This is a genomic window from Neobacillus sp. Fa239, from assembly GCF_055395235.1.
Window position 1 is genome coordinate 3,714,745 of record NZ_AP041611.1, and the last position, 11,574, is coordinate 3,726,318.

Below are 11,574 nucleotides of genomic sequence, written 5' to 3' on the forward strand. Positions count from 1 at the left end.
CCAAGCTTTTTCTTTATATGTATGGAAATTTAAAGCCGGTAAACAGAGTTTACCGGCTCATATAAATTATATTGTTTTCACTGGTTTTTTTAAGAATCCGATCAATAAAGCAGAAACCACTGCCCCGATTAAAATTGATAACGCATACTGAACAGCACCATGCTGCACTAAAAATACAACGAATATCCCGCCATGTGGAGCTCTTAATCCGATGTGAAAAGCCATCGTTAATGCACCTGCAACTGCTGCACCAATCATGTTAGCTGGAATCACCCTGAATGGGTCTGCAGCTGCAAATGGAATGGCTCCTTCCGTAATAAACGAAAGTCCCATGATATAGCAGGCTTTTCCGGCATCTCGCTCCTGCTTGTTAAATTTGTTCTTGAATAAAGTAGTGGCAATGGCAATTCCTAGCGGCGGCACCATACCGGCTGCCATAATTGCGGCCATCGGCCCATATACGCCACTAGCAAGTAAACCAGTTCCAAAAACATATGCAGCTTTATTAATTGGTCCACCCATATCAAAAGCCATCATTAGACCCAAGATAATTCCCAAAAGAATGGCATTTCCTGCACCAAGTCCTGATAACAAATGGGTGATTTCTTTGTTTAACCAGGTTACTGGCTGATCAATGGCAAACATCATGATAAATCCAGTAATTCCGATTCCAAAAAGCGGATATAATAAAATACTTTTAATTCCTTCCAATGACTGTGGAAGGCCGGCAAATACTTTCTTCAACAGAACGACCACATAACCTGCAAGAAAACCGGCAACCATCCCTCCTAGGAAACCTGCGCCACTGCTTGCGGCCATCATACCGCCAACCATTCCCGGTGCAAATCCTGGACGGTCTGCGATGCTTAGTGCGATAAATCCGGCAAGGACTGGTACAATTAAACCAAAGGCATTTCCGCCGCCAATTGTCATCAATGCTTCAGCAATCTTATTATAGGTTGGGTCTCCTGGTTTAAAGGAGTTGTAACCGAACATAAAGCAAATCGCAATTAGGATCCCGCCTCCGACTACAAACGGAAGCATATTGGAAACACCATTCATTAAGTGTTTATAGAAACCTGATCTGCCTTTTGAATCTCCATCATTTTTACTTTGGTTGCCATTCCCTGCATAAACAGGTGCATCCTGTTTTAATGCCCGTTCAATTAAGTTTTGCGGCTTGCGAATTCCATCGGCTACCGCTGCTTGAATGACATGCTTACCTTTAAATCTTTCCATTTCAACATTGATATCTGCCGCAATAATCACTGCTACTGCGTTTTCAATCTCTGCATCTGTAAGAACATTTTTTGCCCCGCCGGAACCGTTTGTTTCAACCTTAATATCCACACCCATTTCAGCCGCTTTGGCTTTAAGGGAGTCGGCCGCCATATAAGTATGGGCGATTCCTGTCGGGCAGCCCGTAACCGCTACGATTGCGTTCTTTTTATCAGAAACATCCTGAACTTGTTCTTCTTCCTGGTCATATTGATTGATAACCTTTATTATTTCATCAGCTGTGTTTGCCTTTAACAGCTTTTCACGGACTTCCTGCTTCATCAATAGTCCAGATAGACGTGCTAACGCTTCTAAATGGGTGTTGTTCGCTCCTTCTGGTGCGGCAATCATAAAGAATAAATGTGCTGGCGCTCCATCTAATGATTGGTAATCCACACCGGAAATCGATTTCCCAAAGGCAATTGCTGCTTCCTTAACCGCTTTCACTTTTGCGTGGGGAATCGCGATTCCATCCCCGATTCCGGTTGTGCTTTGGTCTTCCCGTTTTAAAATGGCCGCTTTAAATTCCTGCTTGTCTGAGATTTTATCTGCCTTAAACAGACAATCGACAAGCTGATCGATGGCCTCTTCCTTCTGTTTCCCCTCAATATTTAATACAATTGTCTTCTTGGTTAGAAGTTCAGTAATTTTCATGCCTTTCTCCTCCTAATTCACTTCTCTTATTTTTACTTGTACAAGGAGCTCCTCTATTAAATCCTTCTTACATAAACCAAGTGAAAATGCAGTAGCACTGCCTGATGCCACACTATATTGAAACGCCTTTTCCACATTTGAACTTTTTAAAAATTCAGCAAGAAAGCCTGCCACCATTGAATCCCCAGCGCCAACTGAATTTTTTACGTTTCCTTTAGGCACTTCAGCAATTAATGATCTATCTTTATTTATAAAAACAGCACCTTCGCCTGCAAGCGAAACGATCACATTCCCGGCTCCCATTTCAATTAGCCTTTTTCCGAAAGGTATTACTTCTTCACAGCTTGTTATGGTTGTTTGGAACAATTCACCAAGCTCATGATGATTTGGCTTGATTAAAAACGGATGATAGGAGAGAACCTTTTTTAACAAATCTCCTTCTGCATCCACGACAAATGCAGTACCATTTTCCCTACAGATTTTCACAAGTTCTTCATAGGTTGAGGAAGGCAGGGTCGATGGTATACTGCCGGCTAAAACTAAAAGGTCATTATCTGTTAATTGACCAATTTGTTCTTTTAATTTCTTGAAGTTGTCTTCCGTGATCATTGGGCCATTTGCATTTATTTCCGTTTCCTGACCAGTTTTAAGCTTAATATTAATCCGGGTATCTTCCTTCACATTGATAAAATCGGTAGCAATCTGCTCGGTATGAAGGTAATCCTCAATGTACTTCCCGGTAAATCCGCCGGTAAAACCAAGCGCTTTACTGGATACACCGATTGAACTTAAAACCCTGGAAACGTTTATTCCCTTCCCGCCAGGAAATTTTGTTTCCTGTGTCGTCCGATTTAATTCACCTAATTGAAAACTTTCCAATTGAACAATGTAATCAACAGAGGGATTTAATGTTAATGTGTATATCATGAAGTCACGACCTTTAATTTTGTTCTATTTTCATATAGTGTCTGAGTTTCTTGATCCATTTCATTTGTAATAATGAATGCTTTACTAAGATCAGCAATTTTCGCAAAGGCGATTTCGGAAAACTTCGATTCATCCGCCAAAACATATGCTTCTCTTGAAAGGGAGATTGCCTTTTCTTTCACCATTGCCTCTTCTTGATCTGGAGTGGTGAACCCAAACTCTGGATGGATTCCGTTTACTCCTAAAAAACATTTATCAAAGCGGTAAAGATCAAGGCTTGCCAATGCACCTCGTCCAATAATGGCGTTTGTTTTCGGTTTAGCTAAACCGCCTATTAAATAAGTTGAAATTCCTTTATTTAATAGCGGTATCAGGTGAGACAGACCATTTGTGACGACAACGATATCTGTTTCTGTTAAGAATTCAATCATTTCGACGACCGTTGATCCGGCATCAAGATAAATGCAGTCACCTTTTTCCACTAAACCTGCCGCATATTTGGCAATTTTCCGTTTTTCTTGAAGGTTTTTGGAAGATTTCTCAACCATGCTCGGCTCTTGTAATTTCCCCTGAAGTCTTTGCGCCCCGCCGTGAATTCTTTTTAAATGCTTTTCTTCTTCTAATTGTGATAAATCACGGCGGATTGTCGATTCAGAAGTATCGGTCATTTCAACGATTTCCTGTATTTTCACGATATTTTTTTCTTTCAATAGCTGTAAAATCATTCGATGACGTTCGGGTGTTAACATGTCATCACCACCTAGAATTTTTGTTCTTAATTATATAATACTGAAACCGATTACAGAAATCAATCATTTTCTTTCAAAAACTTTCAAATTATGAACGTTTTTGATTGTTTTTAAATGATATAGTTGATTGATCCATTAAGGTGCAATCATTTAACTAGAAGATTTAGTATTAATATGGTATAATCAATTCTGTCGAAGGGCATATTGCGGGTGTAGTTCAATGGTAGAACTCCAGCTTCCCAAGCTGGCGGCGCGGGTTCGATTCCCGTCACCCGCTCCAAATGGAGAAGTACCCAAGTGGTTATAAGGGGGCGCACTCGAAATGCGCTAGGGCGGGCAACCGTTGCGTGAGTTCGAATCTCATCTTCTCCTCCATACATAAAATCTGTTTAAAACACTTTTAAAGAAGTGTTTTTTATTTTTATTAGTTAGAAATGTGTATAATATAAAGGACTTTACATAAGCAAAGGATGATTATTTTGAACATTACTGGACATACAGTCGAAAAGCTTGAAGATCCATTTGGATTATTATCCGGCGACCGTTATGAATTTTTCCTTCACCTTGAAGTAGATGACGAGGATGAGCTTTTTTCTGAAAAAGGTGTGGGAATAAAGTTGATATTCGTAAAAGATGAGGAAGGAGCAAAGATTTCCAACTATCATTTTTTCGAAAGAGGCAGCGAAAAAGTGCTGGACTTTGCCCTCGAGGACGACGAGGAAGAATTGGTTCTACAATATTGTAAGGAAAATAGTATTCAATAAAAAAAAGTAGGGGAAATCTTAACGGGTTCCGTTTCATGTTGCAAAACCCGAAAATACAGCCCAATTGGTACTGCCTTTTGTATCTGTTTTTGCTATTAAAAATAAAATGGCTCGACTAAGCCATTTTTAATACCGGTACCTGAATGTTACTCGATAAAAAGATGCTGATTCCCTCATCTGGGTCCGCTCTTATCGGTTGGGGGGGGGGCAAGTTAAGCACCTAGTTTGATAAATAAGCGGAGAAATTTCTCTTAATTTGGAAATAGCACTGAAAATAGCTAAAATAGACGGAAAGATTCCGCCTATTGACTCGAAAAACATGAAAATAGGGGATTTTCCTTTGCTTAACCGGAAATCATCCCCTTATTTACCCCGAAACGAGCTCCATTTTGCAAATAACCGAAAAATCTCCGTTTATTTTAAATATCACTCATTACTCAATTAATGTAAGACTACTTATGTTTCTAAGAATTTTTTGTAAGATAACTTGTCTATCAAATTGAAGTAAAATTATAGGGGTACAACAGCCATTGTCCCCCTACAATTTGTGGTGCATTTCCCTATACAAATTAATATGTAAGTTCTACCCAAATGGCTTTACACCAATAAAAAATGAGTGTCAATTTCAAAATTGGCACTCATTTTAACTTACATTTTTAATGTTAGTGATAGGGAACGGAACCCGTAGTGAAAATCCCTACTTTTTATTTTCACATGAAATTTTTGCTATGGTTATGGATGACCTGCAATTCTTTTGTTGTAAGACTCATTTCACTTTTGCATATAGGGCAGAGGGGAACATCACCGCTTTTAAAATTATCGCGAACCCAGCAATTGCATGTATCTGAATTACATTTCCAAATCTTTGTTTCTTCTAATTTAACTTCCTCTTCATTACGTCTGCCAAAAGCCAAACTACTCACCCCTTTAACATATTGCAAAGCTTTTTTATCTATGCGGAAAATAAAGTAAGCAATCATTTAATTGTATTTGCATCATTTAAGATTTATTCCCGCTTTATCAAAAAAAGGTGATGCACTCCTGCATCACCTTTTATGAAAATAATTTCCGAACTTAATAGCATACTTTAATAATACCTTTATATTTTAAAATTGTCAAAAGAACAGCTTTGCAGTTTATTTCCTTTTTTTATTCTCCCTGTAAAAAAACTTCCATAAAGTCCACAACATATTTCTGTAAATCGGCTTCCATTCCGATTTGATCCAGTGTTACTGGCGGTTCCGGGTCTGGCTTTGGTCGAAAATCGGCTATGCTTTTTCCCTTTGCCGCGCCAAATTCCTCGATTCTTACCCTTCTTGGGATATACTTCACCAGATCTGGATTAGCTAATGCCATTAATGGGAAAACATCATGAAGTGGAGCTCCCTTTATCCCGGGGACAAATTTTTGATAAGCATGAAAGTAGTAATCATACGCTGGCTTTATGATTGATTTAAAGGGGGTTGGGCTGTTTTTTGCTAAGAAATCAATGATATCAGGGGTAATAATAGCCTTGTTCGTTATATTTAGTGGATGTAAATAAATATTTCGAGCTTTTTCCATTACTGAATTTGCGGCAATCGAGTCGGTATAAAAATTCGCTTCTGCTTCAGCGGTAATATTTCCTGGAACTAAAAAAGCACCTCCCATTATATAAAAGGCCTTTACGGTTTTAAGGGCATCGTTTCCATATATGATAAACATTAACGCTAATTCTGTTAATCTACCAACATTCACAATTATAAGATCTTCCTTATAAAAGGATATAATTTCGATAATTTTATTCATATCAAATACCTGAGCATTTTTTAAGTCTTTCGGAACTTTAAATGGGCCCAACCCTTCTTTTCCATGAATTTCGGGATAATATTGAATAGGTTCACCAGACAAGGGGCCGGCTGCTCCTGCAATAATGGGAATATCATCCCTGCCGGCAAGATTTAAAAGATAAGCTGTATTCCTAATCGACATTTCCTTTGGCGTGTTCCCATAACCGCTGACAATCCCGACTAAATTAATTTTGGGATTTAATAAGGCATACATGATGGCAAATGAATCATCAATTCCGGGGTCAGCAAACATCAGCACATTATAAGCCATTTCCTCTCCCCCAATTGCTTATCTATAAATAGAGTGGTTGATTTCCGCTCCGGGCACTCGCTTTCCGTGGGGAGGTCCGGGAGCCTCCTCGGCGCTTTAGGCGCCTGCGGGGTCTCCCGTGACCTCTTCATCCCGCAGGAGTCGAGTGCCCTCCACTCCAATCAACCGTTATAAAAAATTCCACATTCGCCTTTAACACAGCTTATCAATGATATATCTTTGGAAATTTATGCTTCTTTCTTGATTTTGGCTGCTGCTTTTTTCCTTGGAGCTGGTGCTTTTTTTGGTTTTGTTCGGTCAATGGATGCTTGCAATGCTGCCATTAAATCAGTCACGTTGGATGCCGCTTCCTTTGTTGCAGGAGTAACGGTCTCTTTCCCTGTCCGTTTGGATTCAATCAGTTCTAATAATGCGGTCCGATATTCATCCGTATATTTTTCAGGTTCAAAATCAGTTGTTAATTGGTCAATTAATAATATGGCTGTGTCCAGTTCCTTTTTTGTTACCTTATCCTCTGAAGGTACACTAGGAACATCACCTGCACTGCGCACCTCGTCCGGGTAATGGATGGTTTCCATAACGAGCGTATTTTCATATACCCTAATAACAGCCAATTGCTCTTTTGAGCGGATAATAATTTTTGCCAGGCCCACCTTTTGTGTTTCTTGAAGGGCTTTCCTAAGCAATGAATAGGCTTTCCCGCCTCCTTCGCTTGGTGACATGTAGTAGCTTCTGTCATAGTAAATCGGGTCAATTTGTTCCATTTTAACAAAATCAATGATTTCAACCGCTTTTTCTTCGTTTTCTTTTCGAAGTTTTTCAAGGTCTTCCTGATCGAGAACAACAAATTTCCCTTTTGTATACTCATATGCCTTGACAATATCCTCCGGTTTTACTTCCTCTTCACAAACCGAACAGATTTTTTCATACTTTATCGGAGCATGACATTTATTATGGAGGGTTCGCAGCTTGATGTCCTTGTCTTCTGTTGCCGTATGAAGCTTAATCGGGATGTTCACAAGACCAAAGCTTATACTTCCTTTCCACATCGTATGCATATAGTTTTCTCCATTTCTTTTTATTCATATTTTGCAGGTTCAGCTTTTATAACATTCATAAAAACTTCTGGAAAAGGATGAACCAATTCATTTTCAAACAAAATAATGAAAAAGGAGAGGGATAATGACCATGAAACCGATGCTGCCAACCTTGACGTTTGATCTGCCTGATGATGCCGATTGGCTGTACGAGGTGAAATATGATGGATTCCGTGCCGTTTTGGAATGGAGTGAGGAAGAATTATTATTAACGAGCAGAAACGGCAAACCGCTATTTCCACAATTTCCAGAAATAAAGGAATTTTTATTAAACCATGAGGAAAAATTTAAACCCTATTTACCACTCAAGCTTGATGGTGAGCTTGTTTCTTTGGAAAACCCCTACAAGGCAAATTTCGCTGCCATCCAGGTTAGAGGCCGCTTGAAATCTGAAAAAAAAATTTTTGAAGCAGCTAAAAAGTCTCCATGTCGATTGATGGTTTTTGATACCCTTGAAATATCCGGCAAAAACCAATGTCCGCTGACTTTTCAAAATCGAAAAAAGGAGTTAATAAACTTGTTTCAAAAGATGGGCTTTTCTATTGAAGCCGATCCATATGATTCACAGCTGCTGCAGATGGTAATGGCCCATGATCATTTTACGGAACTTTGGGAAAAAGTTGTTTTATATGATGGTGAAGGAATTGTCATAAAGCATAGAAAAAGTCAATGGGAGGAAGGCAAACGATCAACCCTTTGGCTAAAATATAAAAACTGGAAATATGTCAGCTGTTTTATTACGTCCTATGATAAAAACAACGGCTACTTTTCAATTGGTGTTTATCAAGGAGATGAGCTGGCTGGTATCGGACAGGTCCTTTTTGGTTTTAAGCCAGATGAAAAACAGGCCATACAGCAGACAATCAAACAAAATATGGTGAAAGAGGATCGGCAGTTTATCTATGTAGAGCCTGCCATTTGCCTTGAAGTCAAATATTTAGAGCTTTATGAAAACCAGTTAAGAGAGCCGCATTTTCACCGCTTCCGCTTTGATTTAACACCTGTTGAATGTACATATGAACGGTTTCAAATTCAGCAAAAAAACTTGCCAAGTCAGTTGGAAATCACGCATCCTGATAAACCGCTGTGGGAAAAAATCAATATTCAAAAGGCAGATTATATTTTATATTTACGTGAAGTATCCCCCTATCTGCTGCCATTTCTGGAAAATCGTCTTTTAACAGTGATTCGATATCCTCATGGGATGTTTGGTGAGGCATTCTATCAAAAAAACTGTCCTGAATATGCTCCGGAATTTGTTCAAACATATCGGATGGAAGGCATCGATTATATTATTTGCAATGATTTGCAAACGTTAATTTGGCTTGGAAATCAATTAGCGATTGAATTTCATGTTCCATTTCAAACTATAAACAGCAAGGGCCCCAGTGAAATCGTTTTTGATTTGGATCCCCCATCAAGGGAGGCATTCCCATTGGCAGTCAAAGCGGCCCTTATGATAAAAGAAGTCCTTGACCAATTAAATTTAATTGGATTTATCAAAACCTCAGGTAATAAGGGATTGCAAATTTACCTCCCTTTACCGAAGGATACATACACATACGAGGATACCAGGCTTTTTACAAGTTTTATTGCGGAATATTTGATTTCAAAAGACCCGAATTCCTTTACGATCGAAAGGATGAAGAAAAACCGCGGAAGCAGGCTTTATGTTGACTATGTCCAGCACGGGGAAGGAAAAACCATTGTTGCACCCTATTCATTGCGAGGAAATGAGCATGCAGGGGCAGCCACACCTCTGTACTGGGATGAAGTTAACTCAAAACTTGAATCTGTTCAATTTACGATGAAAAATGCCCTTCATCGGATTAAAAATTTGGGAGATCCTTTTAAGAGTTACTTTTCAACCAAACAAATTCAACCCTTCACTCCAGTCCTCGAGGTTTTAAAACAAGGTGCAAAAAAAGGATAAGGCAAGCCCTTATCCTTACATTTTTTCAGTTAAATACTGCGATGCTTCAGCTTGCAGCCCTTCATACGCAGCCTGTTCTGAATAATCATTTTTTGAAGTTAAATGGAATGTTTCACCCGCAAAGTCCAGGTCAATTTTGGCCTTAAATAGATAGGTAGCATTCCCAATTAAATCAATGGAATAATTCCCTTTTGTTTCATGAACAATACATTGAACCTTGCCGCCGTTATTATAGACTTGAATAGGGCTCTCCAATGGATTCAGGCCATTTAAACAGGTTACAAGGGATGAGGCAGACATGGCAGTCCCGCAGGCATTGGTATACCCTACCCCGCGTTCAAACGTCCTTACATAGATATTTCCTTCATCCATGAAGCGTACAAAACTAACATTCACGCCATCTGGAAATAAATCATTGGGACCATTCACTTTTTCACTGATGGTTGTTTGGAGGTCAGACAATAGCTGTTCTTTCTCAACAATCGCTATTAAGTGAGGATTGGGAACCGCTAAGGCTGAAAACACTAATTCATTGGAAAGCTCAGGTATTTTCTCATTCAGTAAGGTAGAGGCCGGCAATTGCAGCGGCAAATCATCAACTTGAAAGGAAACTGGAGAAATTTCAACCTGATAGGTGAAAACATCCGCATAAATATCAACTTGTTTACTTACTTTTAGATCGGTCTTCATCGTTTCAATTACGGCTTCTTTTACCTGAAGCATTTCACACACATATCTTGCAACAATTCGCAGTCCATTTCCACACATTGATGCCTCTGATCCATCCGAATTAAATACCCTCATTCTGCCATCAGCATGGTTACTTTTCATCACAAAAAGAATACCATCGGCACCTAATTCACCATTTCGATTACATAAAACTCTGGCTAACTTGGCACGTTCTTCTTCCGAAAATGTATAGGAATTTGAAATTTCATCAATTAACAAAAAATCATTTCCAGAACCGTGTCCTTTTATTAATTCAATTTGCATAGCTATTACCCCCACAACCGAGATGTCCATTAATAATATATTTTATCAAACAATGATAATGAAAGGAACCGATTAACGTTCAATAAAATATTCATTTATTAAAAATGACATTCTTAGAAGCCTGTCTTTGCTTGTAAGGGATTCTGAAAAGGTTAAAACCGGGGTATTCGGTTCCGGAAAAAACTTGCTCCATTCAAGCGGCATCAAGCCTCTCTGCAAACGCCCCACCGTTTTATCGGTCTTGTCCAAAATATGCTCATCCATGAATAAGGGTGAGCCTTCCACTGCACCGATGAACCTGCCAGCTTCATCGAGCAGCTCCTTTTTGGATTTTAACCACTCATCCCTTGTTTTTTCATAACAGCCTATATATTGAAATGTGGAATCGTAAACCCTAATCATTTTTTTTCTTTTTCCTGTTCTTTTTATTTCAAAATAGCCAAGAACATGGTTGGTATGATCAGCAAAAACAAAAGCTTTGGAATTCTTAAAAAGCGGAGTTTTCTTCCTGGGGAATCTTTTTATTTCGCCAGCCAAATGGCCATCTGGGAAAAAGAGTAAAACCTTACGCGAATAGGTGTTTAAAAAAACGATTAACAGCTGCCGGGCTTTAAATAAAGACTGTAAATGATGTACAGTATGAATCATATTTTTACCAATCGCTATCGATTGCTTTTTTCTGAATAAATAGATTTGAAAACTTATCAGGCTATATATGATAAAAGGTATAGTTAATAGCATTATCTCTTTTATTTGAAAATAATAGAGATTTAGCGAAACAATCAAAGCCGTTGGAATTAGTGAAGCTATACTACCATTCAGGTTCAAATTGGCTGTATCCCGGTAATATTCATCTATCCTCATTCTGAAAACCCCTTATCCATTCCTCTTATATCAAGTCTATTAATTAACAGCCAAAAAAATGAATACAGATTTTCTTTTTCTATGAATTCACAAAAAAAGAGATTTGATCACTTCATTAAAGAAATTCGAAGGCATTTTTATTGTTTGGCTCGAATTTGGGTAAAATTAAAGCAATATTTCTTTATGATATAGTTACAAAACTGGGCATTTGTGCA

The 11,574-nt window shown here is 38.6% G+C and carries 10 protein-coding genes and 2 tRNA genes; 4 read left to right on the forward strand and 8 right to left on the reverse strand.

Annotated features, from left to right (window positions below; translation table 11 throughout):
- Positions 1–66: 66 nt before the first annotated feature.
- From ACZ5XR_RS18130 to ACZ5XR_RS18140, 3 genes are read right to left on the reverse strand one after another with little or no spacing between them, the layout of a single operon-like run.
- On the reverse strand, positions 67–1,932 hold the full coding sequence (locus ACZ5XR_RS18130; protein WP_464497717.1) for a PTS fructose transporter subunit IIABC: 1,866 nt from the start codon (positions 1,930–1,932) through the stop codon (positions 67–69).
- A gap of 12 nt (positions 1,933–1,944) precedes the next feature.
- Positions 1,945–2,859 carry a 1-phosphofructokinase gene (pfkB, locus tag ACZ5XR_RS18135; RefSeq protein WP_464497719.1) on the reverse strand — a complete coding sequence of 305 codons (915 nt, stop codon included), beginning with the start codon at positions 2,857–2,859 and terminating at the stop codon, positions 1,945–1,947.
- Positions 2,856–3,608, reverse strand: a complete 753-nt coding sequence (locus ACZ5XR_RS18140) for a DeoR/GlpR family DNA-binding transcription regulator (RefSeq protein WP_464497720.1) — start codon at positions 3,606–3,608, stop codon at positions 2,856–2,858. The genes pfkB and ACZ5XR_RS18140 overlap by 4 nt, the downstream gene beginning before the upstream one ends.
- A gap of 206 nt (positions 3,609–3,814) precedes the next feature.
- Between ACZ5XR_RS18140 and ACZ5XR_RS18145 the strand changes: the two genes are divergently transcribed.
- The 3 genes from ACZ5XR_RS18145 (at position 3,815) to ACZ5XR_RS18155 (ending at position 4,372) form a co-directional block, all read left to right on the forward strand.
- Positions 3,815–3,888, forward strand: a tRNA-Gly gene (locus tag ACZ5XR_RS18145).
- A 3-nt stretch (positions 3,889–3,891) separates the two neighbouring features.
- Positions 3,892–3,983: transfer RNA gene (locus ACZ5XR_RS18150), tRNA-Ser, on the forward strand.
- Between the two features lie 95 nt (positions 3,984–4,078).
- Positions 4,079–4,372, forward strand: a complete 294-nt coding sequence (locus tag ACZ5XR_RS18155; RefSeq protein ID WP_464497721.1) for a DUF6509 family protein — start codon at positions 4,079–4,081, stop codon at positions 4,370–4,372.
- Between the two features lie 710 nt (positions 4,373–5,082).
- Here the strand turns inward: ACZ5XR_RS18155 and ACZ5XR_RS18160 are convergent.
- From ACZ5XR_RS18160 to ku, 3 genes are all read right to left on the reverse strand, one after another.
- Entirely contained in the window at positions 5,083–5,286 is a 204-nt protein-coding gene (locus ACZ5XR_RS18160) for a cold-shock protein (protein WP_464502363.1), read from the reverse strand.
- A gap of 235 nt (positions 5,287–5,521) precedes the next feature.
- Positions 5,522–6,472, reverse strand: a complete 951-nt coding sequence (locus ACZ5XR_RS18165) for a nucleoside hydrolase (RefSeq protein ID WP_464497723.1) — start codon at positions 6,470–6,472, stop codon at positions 5,522–5,524.
- Positions 6,473–6,699: 227 nt separating this feature from the next.
- On the reverse strand, positions 6,700–7,530 hold the full coding sequence (ku, locus tag ACZ5XR_RS18170; RefSeq protein ID WP_464497724.1) for a non-homologous end joining protein Ku: 831 nt from the start codon (positions 7,528–7,530) through the stop codon (positions 6,700–6,702).
- 130 nt (positions 7,531–7,660) lie between these two features.
- Here ku and ACZ5XR_RS18175 point away from each other — a divergent pair, with 130 nt between their 5' ends.
- Positions 7,661–9,502, forward strand: coding sequence for a DNA ligase D (locus ACZ5XR_RS18175; RefSeq protein ID WP_464502364.1), 1,842 nt, complete (start codon positions 7,661–7,663; stop codon positions 9,500–9,502).
- Between the two features lie 15 nt (positions 9,503–9,517).
- On the opposite strand, the gene dapF is transcribed toward ACZ5XR_RS18175, so the two are convergent.
- Positions 9,518–10,495 carry a diaminopimelate epimerase gene (dapF, locus tag ACZ5XR_RS18180; protein ID WP_464497725.1) on the reverse strand — a complete coding sequence of 326 codons (978 nt, stop codon included), beginning with the start codon at positions 10,493–10,495 and terminating at the stop codon, positions 9,518–9,520.
- Positions 10,496–10,567: 72 nt separating this feature from the next.
- Positions 10,568–11,359: a hypothetical protein gene (locus ACZ5XR_RS18185; RefSeq protein ID WP_464497726.1), complete on the reverse strand. Its 792-nt coding sequence runs from the start codon at positions 11,357–11,359 to the stop codon at positions 10,568–10,570.
- Positions 11,360–11,574 lie beyond the last annotated feature (215 nt).

What these genes read in the sequence shown, in the direction of transcription:
- ku (WP_464497724.1), bottom strand. Translation starts at nt 7,530, where the DNA reads ATGCATACGATGTGGAAAGGAAGTATAAGCTTTGGTCTTGTGAACATC.
- ACZ5XR_RS18165 (WP_464497723.1), bottom strand. Translation starts at nt 6,472, where the DNA reads ATGGCTTATAATGTGCTGATGTTTGCTGACCCCGGAATTGATGATTCA.
- ACZ5XR_RS18185 (WP_464497726.1), bottom strand. Translation starts at nt 11,359, where the DNA reads ATGAGGATAGATGAATATTACCGGGATACAGCCAATTTGAACCTGAAT.
- ACZ5XR_RS18175 (WP_464502364.1), top strand. Translation starts at nt 7,661, where the DNA reads ATGAAACCGATGCTGCCAACCTTGACGTTTGATCTGCCTGATGATGCC.
- dapF (WP_464497725.1), bottom strand. Translation starts at nt 10,495, where the DNA reads ATGCAAATTGAATTAATAAAAGGACACGGTTCTGGAAATGATTTTTTG.
- ACZ5XR_RS18140 (WP_464497720.1), bottom strand. Translation starts at nt 3,608, where the DNA reads ATGTTAACACCCGAACGTCATCGAATGATTTTACAGCTATTGAAAGAA.
- pfkB (WP_464497719.1), bottom strand. Translation starts at nt 2,859, where the DNA reads ATGATATACACATTAACATTAAATCCCTCTGTTGATTACATTGTTCAA.
- ACZ5XR_RS18155 (WP_464497721.1), top strand. Translation starts at nt 4,079, where the DNA reads ATGATTATTTTGAACATTACTGGACATACAGTCGAAAAGCTTGAAGAT.
- ACZ5XR_RS18130 (WP_464497717.1), bottom strand. Translation starts at nt 1,932, where the DNA reads ATGAAAATTACTGAACTTCTAACCAAGAAGACAATTGTATTAAATATT.